Origin of the sequence: Flavitalea plasmicola, assembly GCF_030546645.1 — a bacterium.
GTDB lineage: Bacteria > Bacteroidota > Bacteroidia > Chitinophagales > Chitinophagaceae > Puia.
Genome location: NZ_JAUOTO010000001.1, coordinates 694476 through 712179 on the forward strand (window position 1 = coordinate 694476; position 17704 = coordinate 712179).

Consider the following 17704-nt stretch of genomic DNA (forward strand, 5'->3'; position numbering starts at 1 on the left):
AAAAAGAAAACCCCCGGCTGACCAGGATCAGTATTTACACTGATAACCGTCATATTCCCGGAAAACGCTCGATTTTATCTTGCCGTCCATATGGAAACCACCACCACCGGCATAAAGATCACCTGCTACCACTGTGGAGACCCTTGCTTATCTACCCCCGTTACCCTGGGCGAAAAAGCCTTTTGCTGTGAGGGCTGCAAGACCGTATACCAGCTGTTGGATCATGGTGGTCTGTGCGAATATTACCGGCTGAATGACAAGCCAGGCGTCCCTCGCACGGATCCCGGCCATAAGGATAAATTCGCTTTCCTGGCCGATGAGAAAATAGCAGGACGCTTTGTTATTTTTCGCGATGACCGCGAAACCCATGCCCGGTTCTATCTTCCGCAGATCCATTGCAGCTCCTGCCTCTTCCTCCTGGAGAACCTGCATCGCCTGGATGCAGGAGTGATCTCCTCCCGTGTGGACTTTGCCGCCAGGGAGGTCGCCATTGTCTTCAACCACCATGAAATGAATATCCGGCAGCTGGCCGAGCTGCTATCCGCCACCGGGTATGAACCCTACATCAGCCTGCGCGACCTGGGACAGTCCCGGCCACCCGCTGCCAGGGGCAACGTATACAGACTGGGCATCGCCGGTTTCTGCTTTGCCAACATCATGCTGATGAGCTTTCCCGAATACCTGGGGCTGGAAGGGTCCGAACCCTTGCTCCGGAGCTGGTTTCGTATGCTGAACCTGGCACTGGCCATACCCGTGTTCTTTTACAGCGCCCAGCCTTTTTACCGCAGTGCCTGGAAAGGCTTACGGAATAAATTTCTCAATATCGATGCCCCGATAGCCCTCGCCATCATCGTCACTTTCATACGCAGTGCATATGAGGTGCTGTCCGGTACAGGCGCCGGCTATTTCGACTCCATGACTGGCATTGTTTTTTTTATGCTGGCAGGTCGTGCGCTCCAGGACAGGACCCAGCGACGATTGTCCTTCGAAAGGGACTATACTTCTTACTTTCCCATCGCCGTCAGCTTGCTCCAGGACGGTAAAGAGGTCCCCCGGACATTGCCGGAGATCCGCTGCGGCGATACGCTGGTCATCCACCATGGTGAGCTGATACCCGCCGATGGGATCATTACCCGGGGACAAGCGCTTATTGATTACAGTTTTGTCACGGGGGAATCGCTGCCTGTGGCAAAAGAGCTGGGCGAGCTGGTGTATGCCGGCGGTCGCCAGACCGGACCCGCCCTGGAAATATTAGTGGTGAAAGAAGTAGCCCAGAGCTATCTCACCCAGCTATGGAACAGGCATGAAGAAAAGAAGGAAGAACATTCCTATATTCATCTGCTCAGCCGCTGGTTCACCTATATAGTCCTGACCATCGCCACCGGCGCTGCCATCTACTGGTGGATCTTCGACCCCGCCCGGATCGCCGGCGCCGTTACTGCCGTGCTGATCGTAGCCTGCCCTTGCGCGTTGCTGCTGTCCAGCACCTTTACCAACGGTAATATCCTGCGGATCCTGGGCAACAATGGCCTTTACCTGCGTAATGCCCGCGTCATCGAAAATATTGCCGCCACCACCCATATCGTGTTCGATAAGACGGGCACCCTGACGACGCCAGGGGACGATGCCGTCACCTACGAAGGCAGCCCGCTTACTCCTGCGCAACTGGAGGCCATCGCCGTGCTGGCAGCCCAATCCACCCACCCGCTTAGCAAGGCGCTGACCCGGCACCTGGGTAGGGCAGAACGTCTTGCCATTGCCGGCTTCAGAGAGTCTCCGGGAAAAGGAGTAGAAGGCTGGATCGACGGACAAAAACTGTCCATCGGTAGCCGCCTGTTCGTGACGGGTCTGCCATCGGCAGGCACGGAAACCCGCGTGTACGTCGCCTGGAACAACCAGCTCATGGGACATTTCCGGTTCTCTAACCATTACAGGGATGGGATTCCCGCACTGGTGCAAACGCTTGGCCGTCGTTTCCGCCTCTCCCTTCTCTCCGGCGACAACGACAGGGAAAGGAGCCGGCTGCAGGCCTTCATGGGAAGGAACGCCCGCATTTTTTTCAACCGGACACCCGAAAAAAAGGCGGCCTACATATCTCAATTGCAGCAGCTGGGGGAAAAGGTCATGATGATCGGGGACGGCCTCAACGATGCCGGGGCCCTGCGACAAAGCGATACGGGTATCGCCCTGGCGGAAGACCACCATTCATTTACGCCTTCCAGCCATGCCATCCTGGAAGCTTCCCGGCTCCAACGTCTTCCCCAATTCATCCGGTTCTGCCGCATGGCCGGGAGGATCATTCTCGCCAGCTTCATCCTTTCCATTCTCTATAATGTCATCGGCCTTTCATTTGCCGTGCGGGGTCAGCTTTCGCCGCTGATCGCGGCCATCCTCATGCCTTCCAGCTCGCTGAGCATACTCATCCTCACTTACAGCTCCGTCAATTGGGCCGCAAAATACCTGGGATTCAACCTTTCCCCTCCAGCTGAGAAGGATCATGCGTCCCGCTAACAATCGTCATTAAGAAACTATGCGGTTAAAAATATTTTTGCTGATAACAACTTTACAAATCTGAAGTATGAGCGCCATTCTCCTGCTTTTAATAGTAAGCCTTTCGGTAGCCTCCCTGTTCCTGGGCGCCTTCATCTGGGGCGTAAAGCACCACCAGTTCGACGACGGGTATGCACCGCCCCGCCGCATATTATTCGATGACCAGCCTGTTGAAAATATTCCGGGTAACTCCGCCAACGAACATAAGATCCAATCGCGCTCAATCAATCAAAACAGATCACATGCAAATTGAAAAATTCTATTACGACAACAAGACGGTGAAATGGTTCGGCTATGCCACCATGTTCTGGAGTATCGTGGGCATGCTGGCCGGTCTCTGGGCCGCCATCGCCCTCTACTACCCCGCTTTGAACCTGGGTATTCCGGCCACCACATTCGGCCGGATGCGCCCCGTCCATACCAATGCCGTCATCTTCGCTTTTGTGGGCAATGGTATTTTTATGGGCGTCTATTATTCCCTGCAGCGTCTTTGTAAGACTAGGATGTTCAGCGACGTGCTGAGCAAAGTTCATTTCTGGGGCTGGCAGTTGATCATCGTCATCGGCGCCATCACCCTTTGGGCGGGAAAGACCACCGGTAAAGAATACGCGGAGCTGGAATGGCCCATCGATATCGCCATCGCCATCGTATGGATCATCTTTGGCATCAACATGTTCGGCACCATCATCCGGCGCCGGGAAAGCCATATCTACGTCGCTATCTGGTTCTACATCGCCACCTGGGTCACCGTAGCCATGCTGCACATCGTCAATTCCGTAGAGCTGCCCGTCAGCATGTGGAAGAGCTATAGCTGGTACGCCGGCGTTCAGGATGCGCTGGTGCAATGGTGGTATGGTCACAATGCCGTCGCCTTCTTCCTGACGACGCCTTATCTGGGGCTGATGTACTATTTTCTGCCCAAGGCCGCCAACAGACCCATCTATTCCTATCGTCTATCCATCATCCACTTCTGGGCGCTGATATTTATCTATATCTGGGCAGGCCCGCACCACCTGCTGTATACCGCACTTCCCGACTGGGCCCAATCGCTTGGAGTAGTCTTCTCCATAATGCTCATCGCACCCAGCTGGGGCGGCATGCTCAACGGCCTGTTCACCCTCCGGGGCGCCTGGGATAAAGTCAAGGAAGAGCCGGTGCTGAAGTTCCTGGTGGTTGCCATCACCTGTTATGGCATGGCCACCTTCGAAGGCCCCATGCTCAGCCTGAAGAACGTAAATGCGATCTCCCACTTCACGGACTGGACCATCGCCCACGTGCACATCGGTGCGCTGGGATGGAACGGTTTCCTCACCTTCGGTGTACTGTACTGGCTGATCCCCCGCATGTGGAACACAAGCCTGTATTCCAAAAAACTGGCAGGCACCCATTTCTGGATCGGCACCATTGGCATCGTCCTCTACGCCATCCCGCTTTATTGGGCCGGCTTTACGCAGAGCATGATGTGGAAATCCTTTACGGATGAAGGGCAGCTGAAATTCCAGTTCCTGGAGACCGTCACCCATATCATTCCCATGTATGTCACCCGTAGCATCGGTGGCGCGCTGTATATCATCGGCGCTCTGATCATGATATACAACCTTCGTAAGACCATTAAGAAAGGGAGCTTCATCGCAGACGAAGCCGCAGAAGCCGCACCCCTTCCCGAAAAGATCCCCACGCACGGACGTACCTACTGGCACCGTTGGATCGAGAGAAGACCCATGCAGATGCTGGTGTTCAGCCTCATCGCCGTAGCCATCGGTGGCATGATCGAGCTGATCCCCACCTTCCTGGTAAAATCGAATATCCCCACCATCACCAGCGTGAAGCCTTATACACCCCTGGAACTGCACGGTCGCGATATCTATATCCGGGAAGGCTGCTATCTCTGCCACTCCCAGATGGTGCGGCCTTTCAGGGATGAAGTGGCCCGCTACGGGGAATACTCAAAAGCAGGTGAGTTCGTATACGATCACCCTTTCCAGTGGGGTTCCAAGCGCACTGGCCCCGACCTGGCCCGGGAAGGCGGTAAGTATCCCGACAGCTGGCATTACAATCATATGATGGACCCTTCGTCCATGTCCCCGGGCTCTATTATGCCATCTTATGTCTGGCTGCTGGATAGGGAGCTGGATACCAGCAGGACGGAAAGCATGATCCGGGCCATGAGAAGACTGGGCGTTCCTTACCCGGATGGATACGCGGTGTCGCAGGCGAATAAGGACCTGGCCGCCCAGGAGGTAGCCATCGACACAGCCCTGAAAGCCGACAAGATCCACGCGGGCAGGAATAAAGAGATCGTGGCCCTCATCGCTTATCTGCAGCGCCTTGGTAAGGACATCAAGGCGGCGCCGAAAGAGCAAACGGCCATGAAAGATCCGGAAGGACGCGCTATCATGGGGAATTGATCATCATAAGAAACAAACGACAAAATATTCATAACATATGAAATTCATTCACTACCTGGAAAAGATCAGCGGCGTCAGCATCTATGGCCTGTCGTCATTGATCATATTCGGTCTCTTTTTTCTGGTGATGGTCATCTGGGCCATCCGCGCAGACAAAAATATGATCGAAGAGCTGCGACAGCTGCCCCTGGATAAATTAAAAGGCGGCGGAAAGATCATCCTTGTCCTGGCAGCCCTGGTATTACCGGGCGCGTCGACCCATGCGGCCGGCCCACCCGTGCCGTCTTCCGCCACCAGCCCTTTCGTTGTCGTGGCCATCATTATCATTATCATCCTGGCCCTCGCCATCGCCTTGCTGGCCAATGTATTGCTCGGCGCGGCGCAGATACCCGTCAGGTCTGCCGCATCGGATGCACCCGATACCGCTGGCAACGGCGTCAGCAAAGAGCCGGAAGAGCTGACCTATGCAGGCGGCCTGGCCCGGACAGCTTCGCCGAGAAGCTCCGTTCCAATGACAGTGGTGGGTATGATACTGGCGGTCTCCATGTTCGCGTCTTCTCCGGTCTCGGCAGAAGGCTCCGACGTATCAGCTGCCAATGTCGCCGTAGTCGGAACCACGGCTATCAATGGGGTATCTGATACCGCTTTTTATATGATCTCCGGCGTCATCCTCCTGGAAGTGCTGATCCTGTTCACGTTGCTGTACAATGTCCGGCTGGTTCTGTCCATCCATAAGAAAGGTCAGGCCACGGCGGGGGATGCTGCAAAGGCCGCCGCCAAACCCCGCATCTCCTGGTGGGAAAAGATCAATAGCTTCAAACCCCTTGAACAGGAAGTATCCCTCGACCTTGGACATGATTACGACGGCATTCGCGAGCTGGACAACCGCCTGCCGCCCTGGTGGCTTTATGGCTTCTATGGCTGTATCCTCTTCGCCTGTGTATACATGTGGCGGTACCATGTCGCACATAGCGCGCCGCTCAGCGGAGAAGAATATACCATCTCTGTTCAGAAGGCTGAGCTGCAAAAAGCCGCCTTCTTGAAAAATGCGGCCAATCTCGTGGATGAGAACACAGTAAAACAGCTCACCGCCGCCCCGGACCTGGCAGCCGGCCAGAAAGTTTTTGAGACCACCTGCTTTGCCTGTCACGGCAAGGCCGGGGAGGGGGGCGTAGGTCCCAACCTCACCGACGAATACTGGCTGCATGGCGGCAGCGTCCAGGAAGTATTCAAATCCATCAAATACGGCTGGCCCGATAAAGGCATGAAGAGCTGGAAAGATGATTTTTCGCCTGTGCAGATCGCACAGATCACCAGCTATGTCAGATCATTACAGGGCACTCACCCGGCTAACGCAAAAGCGCCGCAGGGTACCCTGGCTAAATAAAATAATAATGGAATCCTCGCCCTCCATCCCGAAACAAACCGTACCGGGCCTGACCGGACCCGACCAATCCTTCCGCGACCACCTGGCGACAGTAGATGCCAGAGGCCGGCGCAACTGGATCTTTGCCCAAAAACCGAAAGGGAAATGGTACACCCTCAGGAGCTACATCAGCTGGGGATTCTTCATCCTGTTCTTCACCCTGCCCTTCATCTATGTGGATGGGCGGCCCTTGTTCCTTTTCAATGTGCCGGCAGCACGTTTTATCCTGTTCGGGAAAGTTTTCTGGCCGCAGGACTTTTTCATCTTTGGCCTCACCATGGTGACCTTCGTCATTTTTGTCATCCTGTTCACCGCCGCCTTTGGCCGTCTTTTCTGCGGCTGGGTATGTCCCCAGACAATTTTTATGGAAATGCTGTTCCGTAAGGTGGAATACCTCATCGAAGGAGATGCTGCCCAGCAAAAGCTGCTGAAAAAGGCCCCCTGGACAGGGGGAAAGATATTTAAAAAGAGCGCCAAGCACCTGGCCTTCTTCCTGCTGGCCTTCATCATTGCCAATACTTTCCTATCCTATGTCATCGGGATCAGGGATTTATGGAAGATCATCACCGAGCCCGTGAGTCAACACGTAGTGGGATTACTGTCCCTGCTGGTTTTTTCCGCCGTCTTTTATGCAGTCTACGCCTTTTTCCGGGAACAGGCCTGCACGGTGGTATGCCCCTACGGACGCCTGCAAAGCGTGCTGCTGGACCGCAATTCCATGATCGTGGCTTACGACTACAAACGGGGTGAGCCAAGGGGAAAATACAAAAAGAATGCAGCCATTGAGTCCGGTGATTGCATCGACTGCTTTCAATGCGTTAAAGTATGTCCTACCGGCATCGATATCCGCAACGGCCTCCAGATGGAATGCGTAGGATGCACTGCCTGCATTGACGCCTGCAATCATATGATGGAAAAAACAGGGCGGCCGCTGAACCTCATTCGCTATACATCAGAGAATGGCATCAGCAACAAGGAACCACTGCGGTATACCCTTCGCATGAAGCTGTATACAGGCCTGCTGTGCGTGCTCGTGGTCATCCTCTCCGCCCTGCTGCTCAGCCGTAAGGATTTGGACGCCACCATCATGCGGGCGCCGGGGATGCTCTACCAGGAAAGAGGCACGGACAGCGTGTCAAACCTGTATAACATCAAGGTCGCCAACAAGACGACCCGGAACCTGCCCTTGCACCTGCGCCTGGAAGACAACTCCGGCCGGATAGAGATCATTGGCGGGCAGGCTATCCCGCTGAAGAAGGAAGATGAAGGCGCCGGCACTTTCTTTGTGGTGCTGCCCTTGTCCTCCATCAGCGAGAGAAAGACGCTGCTGCACATCGGCCTTTATGAAGGGAATAAAAAGATCGACGAGATACGTACCAATTTCCTGGGACCCGTAAGGGACCAGGGCCACGACAAAAATTAATAATATGCGAATCAGTTGGGGAAATAAGCTATTGCTCGTGTTTGCTGCTTTCGGAGGCATGATCTCCTTCATGGTCTACCGCTGTATGCAAACACCCGTGGACCTGGTAGCCAAAGAGTACTATAAAGACGAGCTGAGCTATCAGCAGGTGATCGATGCCAGGCAAAAGACATTGGCGCTTTCCACGGGAGTGACGCTGCGCCAGGCGGCAGAGGCCATCACCGTTACGTTGCCGCAGGAAATGAGGAATACAGGCGTGAAGGGAAGCATACAATTTTATTGCCCGGCCGATGCGGGCAGGGACCGCCGCTTTGCCTTGCAGACAGACTCCGCGGCCAGCCAGTACATCGCCGCCGGGATAATAAAGCCAGGCCGGTACACGGTACGGGTACAATGGGAAAGCAATGGCGTACGATATTTTGAAGAGAAACCTTTTGTGGTACTGTAACCATACAACACGAACATTATGTGGGTCCTGTTTGCAACGGCAATATCCCTGGGGTTGGTAAGCAGCCTGCATTGCGTAGGCATGTGCGGACCACTGGCCCTGGCGCTGCCCATCCGTCATTTGTCCCCTGCAGGTCGCACGGTAGCGTTGCTCACCTACCACGGCGGCAGGCTGATGATCTATGGAACTTTAGGGGCCATTACGGGTCTGGTGGGTAGGCATATTTATCTCGCCGGCTTTCAGCAGGCGTTTTCCATTATCATCGGGGCTTTGATGTTATTGTGGATAGCCGCCCGCCATTTATTTTCCATAGGCACGCCGCCCGCAATGGCGGGGAAATTATTCCGCCCTTTGGAGGCCTTCATTGGCCGGCTGTGGCAGTCGCCATCCAGACATAGTTTCTTCTTTCTTGGTATGGCCAACGGGCTGCTGCCCTGTGGCATGGTGTATCTCGCCGTGGCTGGCGCTTTCAGCTTTCCGCAGGTGTGGGAAAGTATTGCATTCATGTTTTTGTTTGGAGCAGGCACCCTGCCCGCGCTGTTGATCCTTAGCTTCTCCGGTCGCCTGATAGGCCCGGCGGCTCGGCTGTATATGAGAAAGGCCGTGCCTTACCTCGTCGCGACGATGGGCCTCCTGCTCATCCTGCGGGGCCTGGATCTCGGCATCCCATTCGTCAGTCCCGTCCTGGCCCATGGTCAGCACCCTGCCATTTCCTGTCATTAATCCACCGTACCTTCCGGCACCTCCACAGTGATCGTGGTGCCCTTATCCAGTATGCTCTCAAGTCCGAGCGTGCCGCCCAGCAGGTCCACATAACGCCTGACGATGTGCAGCCCCAGGCCCGTGCCTTCAATATTCTGGGCATTGGCGCCGCGGAAAAAGGTGCTGAAAAGATGCTGCTGGTCCTCCGGGGAGATCCCGATGCCCTCATCCCTCACCGACAGGAACATGTTCCGCCCGGGATGATGCTGCACGTTCAGCCAGATGCCTGCTCCCTCCGGCGAGAACTTCGATGCGTTGCTGAGCAGGTTGATGAGAATATTCCTGAGCAGGCGTTTGTCGCTGACAAAAGAATGATCCCCCGGGCAGTCGCAGTGGATATCCTGCCCTGGCTTTGCCAATGGCCTCATCTCTTCTACGATCTCATCCAGGAACTCTTTGACGGGGAACTTTGTCATTTCAGCCCGGATGATCCCTTCTTCCAGCTTGCCCAACGACAGGAAATCTTCCAGCAGGTCATTCAGGTGCTTGACGGAGTCCTTTATTTTTTTGATATGTTTGTCCCGTTTTTCCTGGTCCGCCGTCTGGGTATACCTGGACAGCAGGGCTGCCGAGGAAAGCACCGTGCTGAGCGGCGTCCGGAACTCATGCGAGGCCATCGAGACGAACCTTGATTTGATCTCATTCAGCTCTTTCTCCTTATTGAGCGCTTCGTTCAATTCCCCCTGCGAACGCTCCAGCTCCTGGAGCGCCTCCCGTAATATCAGGGTACGTTGCTCCACCTTGCTCTCCAGCTCCGCATTCAGCCGGCTGATGTCCTGGGTGATCTTTTCCAGCTCGGCCTTGCGGTCCAGCAGCTCCCGCTCCGCCTGCTTGCGCTGCGTGATATCCACCAGGAAGGCAATGACGAAGAACGTGTTCTTCTGACGGTAGTAACTGAGGCTCACTTCCACCGGGAATTCCCTGCCGTCCTTCTTGCGGGCGAAGAGATCCCGTCCATGGCCCATGGTCCTGTTGGAAGGATGTTGGTAGAACCCTTCGCGGTATTGGGTATGATGGGCATGAAATCGGCCGGGGATCAGTATCTCGATGGACTTGCCCAACAGTTCATCTTTTTCATATTCGAGCAGGTTGGAAGCCGCAGGGTTCAGCAGCACGATTTTACCTTTGTCATCCGTCAGGATGATCCCTTCCGTGGCATGTTCGAACAGCGCATTCACCTGCATCTGCTCGGATTCGATGCTGCGGTATAATTTTTTGACATACAGGACGAAGATCATGGTCATCAGGACGATCATGAGGGAGAAGGCATGCTGTATCAGCACCTGGTCGCGTTCCATATGCTCGTGCTCGTAAAAAGACGAGACAATGATGAGGCCGGCGCCGATGCCGCCGAACAGCTTGGTATAAGCATCGTTCTTCAGGAAAATGGTCAGCAAGACAGCTGTGATCAGTCCGCCATCAAAAATGCTGATGCCGGGATTCATGTATTGCAGCACCCCCGAGCTAACGGTTACGATGATGCAGAAAAGGAGGACATTGAACGACTTTTCTTTGAACATATGGGCATTAACTGATATGTGCTAAATTATCATTTATTCATTCACCAAAATTACTTTTAGGGTTTTTTCTTTGGCCGCATGTCCGAATACGTCGTATGCATGGACGATATCACTTAATGGGAAACGGTGAGTAATAAGCAGCGACGGGTTCAGCTTACCCGCCTTCACGGTCTTCAGCAGCATGGATGTGGTCACCGTATCCACCAGCCGGGTGGTGATGGTAATATTCCTGGCCCATAACGTTTCAAGATGGAGCTCAGCGCTCTTTCCGTGTACGCCGACATTGGCGATCCTGCCCCCGGGCGCAATGATGGATTCGCAAAGCTCGAAAGTGGCCGGCACCCCCACTGCCTCGATGGCCGTGTCAACGCCTTTTCCGGCTGTCAGCGTCATTATTTTTTCAACGACATTTTCGCGGCTGCTGTTAATCGTTTGCGTGGCTCCGAATTTGCGGGAGACCTCCAGGCGATTGTCATCCAGGTCCACCATGATGACCTCGCCGGGTGAATAGAATTGCGCCGTCAGCAGGGCTGCCAGTCCTACGGGACCTGCCCCGACGATGGCCACCGTATTTCCCGGGCTCACCTGGCCGTTGAGCACCCCGCATTCAAAGCCCGTCGGCAGGATATCGCTCAGCATCACCAGCGCCTCTTCGTCCATGCCTTCGGGGATCTTGTACAGGCTGTTGTCCGCATAGGGTATCCGGACATATTCGGCCTGCGTGCCATCGATCAGGTGGCCAAGGATCCAGCCGCCGCGCAGGCAATGGGAGTACATCCCCTTCCTGCAATACTCGCAGGCGCCGCAGGAAGTAATACAGGAGATAAGCACATGGTCGCCCACTTTAAAGTTGTTCACCTGTCCGCCGGCCTCTTCGATCACCCCCACTCCTTCATGACCCAGTATCCGGCCTTTTTCCACTTCCGGCACATCTCCTTTCAGGATGTGCAGGTCCGTACCGCAAATAGTGGTTCTCAGAATACGTACGATGACGTCGGCCGGATGCAAAATGCCCGGTTGGGGTTTTTCTTCCCAGGACATTTGCGCGGGACCCTGGTATACTAATGCTTTCATGATAGATAAATTGGTCTGTTAAAGCTACTTAAACACCCGCCGCCCAATCATGACCATTATCACCGTAACCATTGATCATCCTCATGGCCTGCCATTGCCATTTGTAATTACTTTATGGAAAAACTTACATATGGAAAAGATCTTACTGGCGCTTGACGCCCAAAATATAAGCACCGCTGCCATTGATTTTGCATGCTATCTGGCGAGATTGACCAATTCCCGGCTGACCGGCATCTTCCTGGAAGACGTGCTGTCCGATGAAAGGCCTGCTTTTCAGGGCTTTCAGACTATTGCCCAGATGCAGTCCGCTGCGACTGTCGCCCCGGAACTGGCCGCCAGCAATGAAGCCAGCACCGAGCAGAATATAAAGCTGTTCAAACAGTCCTGCGAGTGCCGTGGCATCTCGGCCCATGTTCACCGGGATAGGGGGATCCCTTTACAGGAGATCATCGAAGAGAGCCGGTTTGCCGACCTCCTGGTCGTGGATGCGGAGACCTCCTTCGCACGGAAGAAAGAGTCGATCCCTGCAAAGTTCGTAAGAGATGTGCTGGCAGAGGCCGAATGCCCTGTCATCATCGCTCCGTATAGTTTTCATGCCATCGATGAGATCGTCTTCGCTTACAATGGGTCCGCGTCCTCCGTATTTGCGATCAAACAGTTCGCTTATCTCTTTCCGGAATGGAAACAGAAAAAAGCCACGATCATCAATGTAAAGGAAAAAGACGAGCCTGCTATTGAATCGCAATACAAAATGAAGGAATGGCTACAGCATCACTTTGCCAATACAGAGCTGAAAGTGCTGACCGGCGACGCGACGGACGAGCTGTTCGGCTATCTCATCGATAAGAAGAATGCGATGGTTGTCATCGGCGCCTATGGACGCAGCATGCTTTCCCGTTTCTTCAAGCCGAGCCATGCCCACCTCATCGTAAAGACGGTCAACCTGCCCATTTTTATCACCCATCATTGATAATACTATGCAACCGTATATCAAAACATTCAGCGAGATCGGGATCAGCGATGTTCCCGAAGTAGGGGGAAAGAATGCTTCCCTGGGAGAAATGTATTGTCGCCTTTCCAGCCATGGTATCCGGGTCCCGGATGGATTTGCCGTCACTGCGTCGGCATTCTGGCATTTTGTAGAGGACAACAAGCTGGGTGGCGCCATAGATCAACTGCTGAAGGAGCTGGACAAAGACAGGTGGACCAACCTGCCGTCTGTCGGAAGCCGGATCCGGCAGCTGATGCTGGCAGCCGAAATGCCGGCTGATCTTTGTGAAGCGGTTAAACAGGCATATGCGCGCCTTTCCGGTCCGGCAGATTGCGCCGTTGCCGTTCGCAGCAGCGCCACGGCAGAAGACCTGCCGGAAGCCAGCTTTGCCGGTCAGCATGAATCCTATCTTAATGTCATAGGCGAAGCTGCGCTGGTGCAGGCGGTACATAAGTGCTTTGCCTCCCTGTTCACCGACCGTGCCATCAAATACAGGGAGGACAATGGTTTCGGACAACGTAAAGTGGCGCTATCCGTAGGCGTTCAGAAAATGGTACGCTCCGACAAAGCCTGTTCAGGCATTGGCTTTACCCTGGAGCCCGAATCCGGGTTCAGGGATATCGTTCATCTTTCCGGCGTATGGGGAATGGGAGAGAATATCGTGCAGGGTGCGGTGACGCCGGATGAATTCTTCGTCTTCAAGCCTACCCTCAGCCAGGGGAAAAAAGCGGTCATCCGCAGGAAGCTGGGCAAAAAGGAAAAGATGCTCGTATACAGGGATGGAGCAAACGCGGGCTCCGGGCCCGCCAACGCCGGGGGTGCCGTCAATGTGGATACGCCCATCCTGCTTCAGGATGAGTATGTACTTTCGGAGCTGGAGGTATGTAAGCTTGCCCGCTGGGCGGTGGAGATCGAAAAACACTATGGCCGGCCGATGGACATCGAATGGGCGAAGGATGGACTGACCGATGAGCTTTTTATCGTGCAGGCCCGGCCCGAGACAGTACAGGCGCATAAGGACCTTACAAAGATCCGGCAATATACCCTGACAGCAAAGGGCGCATGCCTGGTCAAAGGGCAGGCAGTAGGCGAGCGCATTGTCACCGGGACAGCCCGGTTGCTTGCTTCCCCTGAGGATAGCTCCCAGCTGGGTGACGGGGAGATCATCGTCACGGACGTTACCAGCCCCGATTGGGATCCCGTGCTGAAAAGAGCCGGCGCCATCGTAACCAATAAAGGAGGCAGGACAAGCCATGCTTCCATCGTCGCCCGTGAGCTGGGAGTGCCGGCGATCGTCGGTGCTGCGGGCGCCACTGACAAGATCAGGAACGGGGATACCATCACCGTCTCCTGTTGCGAGGGTAGGACCGGGTTCGTATATGAAGGGAAAGCTACATGGACAGAAGATGCCATCGACCTTAGCAAGATAAAGCTCCCTTTCACCACCCGGCCGATGCTTATCTTGGGCGACCCTGAAAAGGCTTTCGATCTTTCTTATTATCCCAGCGCAGGCGTGGGGCTCATGCGGATGGAGTTCATCATCTCCAGCTTCATAAAGGTCCATCCAATGGCGCTTGTTAAATTCAACGAGCTGAAGGATAGCAACGTTAAACAACGTATCTCCGACCTGACAAGACGCTATGCCGACAAGACAAAATTTTTCATCGATGAGCTGGCGGCAGGAATAGCCATTGTCGCAGCCGCATTCTATCCCAGGGAGGTCATCGTAAGGACCAGCGATTTCAAGACGAATGAATATGCCCACCTGCTGGGGGGAAGTGAATTCGAGCCCGTGGAGGAAAATCCAATGCTGGGTTTCCGGGGCGCCTCCCGGTATTACAGCGACCTCTATAAGGAGGGCTTCAGCCTGGAATGTGCGGCGATCCGGAAAGTGAGGGAAGCAATGGGATTGACGAATGTAAAGGTTATGATACCCTTCTGCCGTACGGTAGGAGAGGGCAAAAAGGTCATTAACCTCATGGAACAATATGGGCTCAGGAGACATAGCGATGGCCTCCAGATATACGTAATGGCGGAGATCCCCAGCAATGTCCTGATGGCGGAGGAATTTGCAGCCATCTTCGACGGCTTCTCCATTGGCTCCAACGACCTGACCCAGCTGACGCTGGGCATTGACAGGGATTCGACCCTGGTTGCAGGATTGTTTGACGAGCGGGATGAGGCGGCGCGCAAAATGATAGGCAATATGATTAAGGCAGCCCAGGCTGCCGGAGCAAAGATCGGGCTCTGCGGCCAGGCGCCCAGCGACTACCCCGAGTTCACGGAATTCCTGGTAAACCTTGGCATCGACAGCATCTCCTTCAACGAGGACGCACTATTAAAGGGAATTGCCAACATCAACCGGGCCGAAAAAAGATCAGGGATCTATATCCTATGAGGCGATGGCGGCTTTATATGATGATCCCGTTGTTCCTTTTTGGATGGAATGCCATGGGGCAATCGTATCTTCAGGCCGGGCTGGTGAACCAGTTTTATAAGTCCAGGCAGCAGGCGCTTTTCTGGTTTGCATTGGATACAGACGCCGCGCCATTGAGGCAGGAACTATTGTCGCTGTTGGATAGCGCAGCTTTTCATGGATTGGACAGCGACCGTTATCACCTCAAAGAGATGAGGACCTGGCCTGCCTCACCGGGTGGGAGTAATGTCTCCTGGCAGCGGCAAAAGGACGAATGGCTGACCGATGCCGCCATCGCTTATCTCAAGTCCCTGCGGGAAGGTACGGGCATCTATGAACAGGTGAGCTACGATGGGGTATCCTCGTCTTACAATGTGGAGGAGGACAATCTGCTGCTGGAAGGGTTGTCCCGGGTGCGCACGGCAGACCAGCTGAGAGCGCTGGCAGCGACATTGATTCCCGCTTCAGCGGCCTATGATACGTTGCGGGCAGGGCTGCTCCAGGCTTTGACCGCGGGCGACCGCCAAAAGATCAGGCAGCTGTCACCGGCGCTCAATCTCTACCGCTGGATCCATCACCATCCTTTCCCCCGGTGTATCGTCGTGAATATCGCTTCCGCCTCTCTCTCCTATTACGAACAGGACACCGTCAGGTTGCGGATGAAAGTAGTGGTAGGGAAACCTTCCACCCGCACGCCCCGGTTTGCTGCCTGGTGCGATCAGCTCATATTGTATCCCTATTGGAATGTACCCCATAAAATCGCCGTAAATGAATTCTTACCCGTGTTCAGGAAGTCGCCCTCCCTGGTGGATGTGATGAACATGCAGCTCCTGGATGGCAAGGGAAAGATCGTCGACCCGCTGAAGATCGACTGGTCCCGGCTCAATAAAGATAATTTCCCCTACGCGCTGCGCCAATCCACGGGATGCGACAATGCCCTGGGCGTATTGAAGTTCAATCTCACCAGCCCTTATGATGTGTATATGCATGACACCAATTTCAAGAATGCTTTCCAGTCAGCCTACAGGTATTACAGCCACGGTTGCATACGCGTGGAAAAGCCCTTCGAGCTGGCAAACGCAATAATGGGAGAGAAGCTCGACACGACGTTCCTTGCCGCAGGCCTGAAAGACCAGCAGCCTCGCCCGCTACGGCTGGAAAACCCCGTTCCCGTATTCGTGGTATACCTCAACGCCGACATCGATGCGGACGGCAAGCTGAGATCCTATAGAGATATATATCATTTACTGAAATGATGTAAGTCATCTCGTCCGCCCGTGCCACATACTAGCTTTATCTAAAAATAAACAGTCATGGAAGATCTGAAAAAAATAGAGAACCTGCTCGATCATGCCCGTGATTATATCAATATCAGGGTGGACGAAGCAAAGCTATCCGTAGCTGAAAAGACCTCTGGCGTCATTGCCATGGTGATAGCCACCACGGTGGTCAATATTATCTTTTTGCTGGCCCTGATCTTTGCAGGCGCAGCCGGCGCGGTGGCCATCGGCCAATGGCTGAACAACTATTGGCTGGGCTTGCTGATGGTAGCCGGGCTGTATTTACTGGCCGGGCTCATCGTTTGGGCGGCTAAAGAGCGGCTGATCCGGATCCCCGTGATGAACGCCATCATTCGTCAACTTTTTAAAAACGACAACGATGAGAAAGATTAAACATATCTCCCATTTGCAAAAGGAGAAGCAACGGCTTCGCCGGGAAGGCCGGGACATGGAGCGCACGATCCGCCGGGACTGGCAAACCCTTTACAAGGACCTGCAGCCGGCTACGCTCGCCAAAGAGGCCCTGTCCTCCTGCACGACATGGATCGGGAAAAAAATATTATCCAGGTAAAAAAAATACTTCTTTATGAAAAAGATCGCATTAACCTTCGAGGGTAATCATTTTCCGGAAGAGACACTTCAGCTGGTAAGGAAACTGAATGACATTTCACCGGTGTGGCTCACGGCAGTTTTTGTTCCCGAAGTGGATTATTCGGCGCTATGGTCCATGGACGGAGGATTGGCAGGCGCTGTCTTTGTTCCTGAAGTGCAGGACGAGGATGAGATCATTGCGACCAATGGCGCAAAGCTGGAGGAGTTTTGCCGGCGGCATGCTATCAAGGTTTCCATTCATAAGGAAAGACTGGATTTTGCTATACCGCTCATCCAAAAAGAAGCCCGCTTCTCCGACCTGATGGTGCTCAGCAGCCAGCATTTTTTTGACAACATCGACAACCGTCAGCCCAATACTTATATGAAGGAGGTCCTTCATAAGGCCGAATGCCCCGTCCTCCTGCTGCCGGAGACTTTTTACCTGCCTGAAAATATCATCCTTGCCTATGACGGCACTCCCAGCTCAGTGTACGCGATCAAGCAGTTTGCCTATCTGTTCCCCGAATTTTCCGGCAGACCGACCACACTTGTTTATCTCTGTGGAGCGCAGGAGACACAGTTGCCTGATCAGCATGAGATACAAGAGCTGGCATCCAGCCATTTCACCAATCTCCATATGACTAAGCTGGAGATAGATGCCCGGGAATTCTTTTCCGACTGGATCTCCCGATACGGTAAGGCCTGGCTGGTCGCCGGCGCTTATGGACGGTCCGAAATATCCCAGCTGTTTGGTAAAAGCTTCATATCCGGACTGATCAGAGATCATCGGGTGCCCGTATTCGTCGCCCATTAAA

15 protein-coding genes are annotated in these 17704 nt (G+C 54.2%); 13 read left to right on the top strand and 2 right to left on the bottom strand.

The genetic code is table 11. The features are described from left to right. Positions 1-90: 90 nt before the first annotated feature. The 7 genes from Q4E93_RS02660 to Q4E93_RS02690 all read left to right on the top strand — a co-directional run bounded on the left by Q4E93_RS02660 (position 91) and on the right by Q4E93_RS02690 (position 8978). On the top strand, positions 91-2511 hold the full coding sequence (locus Q4E93_RS02660; RefSeq protein WP_303582539.1) for a heavy metal translocating P-type ATPase: 2421 nt from the start codon (positions 91-93) through the stop codon (positions 2509-2511). A 67-nt stretch (positions 2512-2578) separates the two neighbouring features. Then, entirely contained in the window at positions 2579-2803 is a 225-nt protein-coding gene (ccoS, locus tag Q4E93_RS02665) for a cbb3-type cytochrome oxidase assembly protein CcoS (RefSeq protein ID WP_303582540.1), read from the top strand. Continuing rightward, complete coding sequence (gene ccoN, locus Q4E93_RS02670) at positions 2793-4958, top strand: cytochrome-c oxidase, cbb3-type subunit I (RefSeq protein WP_303582541.1); 2166 nt, start codon at positions 2793-2795, stop codon at positions 4956-4958. Before ccoS ends, ccoN begins: the two co-directional genes overlap by 11 nt. Positions 4959-4995: 37 nt before the next feature. Continuing rightward, positions 4996-6345: a cbb3-type cytochrome c oxidase N-terminal domain-containing protein gene (locus Q4E93_RS02675; RefSeq protein ID WP_303582542.1), complete on the top strand. Its 1350-nt coding sequence runs from the start codon at positions 4996-4998 to the stop codon at positions 6343-6345. Between the two features lie 7 nt (positions 6346-6352). Next, entirely contained in the window at positions 6353-7807 is a 1455-nt protein-coding gene (gene ccoG / locus Q4E93_RS02680; RefSeq protein WP_303582543.1) for a cytochrome c oxidase accessory protein CcoG, read from the top strand. 4 nt (positions 7808-7811) lie between these two features. After that, the gene (locus Q4E93_RS02685; RefSeq protein ID WP_303582544.1) at positions 7812-8255 is read left to right on the top strand and encodes a FixH family protein; all 444 of its coding nucleotides are present in this window, start codon (positions 7812-7814) and stop codon (positions 8253-8255) included. Positions 8256-8273: 18 nt separating this feature from the next. After that, a complete protein-coding gene (locus Q4E93_RS02690; RefSeq protein ID WP_303582545.1) occupies positions 8274-8978 on the top strand; it encodes a sulfite exporter TauE/SafE family protein in 705 nt (234 codons plus the stop codon). Here Q4E93_RS02690 and Q4E93_RS02695 read toward each other — a convergent pair. Beyond that, positions 8975-10537: a sensor histidine kinase gene (locus tag Q4E93_RS02695; RefSeq protein WP_303582546.1), complete on the bottom strand. Its 1563-nt coding sequence runs from the start codon at positions 10535-10537 to the stop codon at positions 8975-8977. The two genes, Q4E93_RS02690 and Q4E93_RS02695, sit on opposite strands and share 4 nt — an antisense overlap. A gap of 33 nt (positions 10538-10570) precedes the next feature. After that, positions 10571-11611 carry a zinc-dependent alcohol dehydrogenase family protein gene (locus Q4E93_RS02700; RefSeq protein WP_303582547.1) on the bottom strand — a complete coding sequence of 347 codons (1041 nt, stop codon included), beginning with the start codon at positions 11609-11611 and terminating at the stop codon, positions 10571-10573. Positions 11612-11741: 130 nt separating this feature from the next. On the opposite strand from Q4E93_RS02700, the gene Q4E93_RS02705 reads away from it, so the two are divergent. The 6 genes from Q4E93_RS02705 to Q4E93_RS02730 are packed head-to-tail and all read left to right on the top strand — an operon-like array spanning position 11742 to position 17703. Then, complete coding sequence (locus Q4E93_RS02705) at positions 11742-12581, top strand: universal stress protein (RefSeq protein WP_303582548.1); 840 nt, start codon at positions 11742-11744, stop codon at positions 12579-12581. A 7-nt stretch (positions 12582-12588) separates the two neighbouring features. Then, positions 12589-15000: a phosphoenolpyruvate synthase gene (gene ppsA / locus Q4E93_RS02710; RefSeq protein WP_303582549.1), complete on the top strand. Its 2412-nt coding sequence runs from the start codon at positions 12589-12591 to the stop codon at positions 14998-15000. A 17-nt stretch (positions 15001-15017) separates the two neighbouring features. Beyond that, complete coding sequence (locus Q4E93_RS02715; RefSeq protein WP_303582550.1) at positions 15018-16274, top strand: L,D-transpeptidase family protein; 1257 nt, start codon at positions 15018-15020, stop codon at positions 16272-16274. Positions 16275-16331: 57 nt separating this feature from the next. After that, positions 16332-16691, top strand: a complete 360-nt coding sequence (locus Q4E93_RS02720) for a phage holin family protein (protein ID WP_303582551.1) — start codon at positions 16332-16334, stop codon at positions 16689-16691. Continuing rightward, a complete protein-coding gene (locus Q4E93_RS02725) occupies positions 16678-16869 on the top strand; it encodes a hypothetical protein (protein WP_303582552.1) in 192 nt (63 codons plus the stop codon). Before Q4E93_RS02720 ends, Q4E93_RS02725 begins: the two co-directional genes overlap by 14 nt. A 15-nt stretch (positions 16870-16884) precedes the next feature. Continuing rightward, positions 16885-17703, top strand: coding sequence for a hypothetical protein (locus tag Q4E93_RS02730; RefSeq protein WP_303582553.1), 819 nt, complete (start codon positions 16885-16887; stop codon positions 17701-17703). Position 17704 lies beyond the last annotated feature (1 nt).

What these genes read in the sequence shown, in the direction of transcription:
- Q4E93_RS02660 (WP_303582539.1), top strand. Translation starts at nt 91, where the DNA reads ATGGAAACCACCACCACCGGCATAAAGATCACCTGCTACCACTGTGGA.
- ccoS (WP_303582540.1), top strand. Translation starts at nt 2,579, where the DNA reads ATGAGCGCCATTCTCCTGCTTTTAATAGTAAGCCTTTCGGTAGCCTCC.
- ccoN (WP_303582541.1), top strand. Translation starts at nt 2,793, where the DNA reads ATGCAAATTGAAAAATTCTATTACGACAACAAGACGGTGAAATGGTTC.
- Q4E93_RS02675 (WP_303582542.1), top strand. Translation starts at nt 4,996, where the DNA reads ATGAAATTCATTCACTACCTGGAAAAGATCAGCGGCGTCAGCATCTAT.
- ccoG (WP_303582543.1), top strand. Translation starts at nt 6,353, where the DNA reads ATGGAATCCTCGCCCTCCATCCCGAAACAAACCGTACCGGGCCTGACC.
- Q4E93_RS02685 (WP_303582544.1), top strand. Translation starts at nt 7,812, where the DNA reads ATGCGAATCAGTTGGGGAAATAAGCTATTGCTCGTGTTTGCTGCTTTC.
- Q4E93_RS02690 (WP_303582545.1), top strand. Translation starts at nt 8,274, where the DNA reads ATGTGGGTCCTGTTTGCAACGGCAATATCCCTGGGGTTGGTAAGCAGC.
- Q4E93_RS02695 (WP_303582546.1), bottom strand. Translation starts at nt 10,537, where the DNA reads ATGTTCAAAGAAAAGTCGTTCAATGTCCTCCTTTTCTGCATCATCGTA.
- Q4E93_RS02700 (WP_303582547.1), bottom strand. Translation starts at nt 11,611, where the DNA reads ATGAAAGCATTAGTATACCAGGGTCCCGCGCAAATGTCCTGGGAAGAA.
- Q4E93_RS02705 (WP_303582548.1), top strand. Translation starts at nt 11,742, where the DNA reads ATGGAAAAGATCTTACTGGCGCTTGACGCCCAAAATATAAGCACCGCT.
- ppsA (WP_303582549.1), top strand. Translation starts at nt 12,589, where the DNA reads ATGCAACCGTATATCAAAACATTCAGCGAGATCGGGATCAGCGATGTT.
- Q4E93_RS02715 (WP_303582550.1), top strand. Translation starts at nt 15,018, where the DNA reads ATGATGATCCCGTTGTTCCTTTTTGGATGGAATGCCATGGGGCAATCG.
- Q4E93_RS02720 (WP_303582551.1), top strand. Translation starts at nt 16,332, where the DNA reads ATGGAAGATCTGAAAAAAATAGAGAACCTGCTCGATCATGCCCGTGAT.
- Q4E93_RS02725 (WP_303582552.1), top strand. Translation starts at nt 16,678, where the DNA reads ATGAGAAAGATTAAACATATCTCCCATTTGCAAAAGGAGAAGCAACGG.
- Q4E93_RS02730 (WP_303582553.1), top strand. Translation starts at nt 16,885, where the DNA reads ATGAAAAAGATCGCATTAACCTTCGAGGGTAATCATTTTCCGGAAGAG.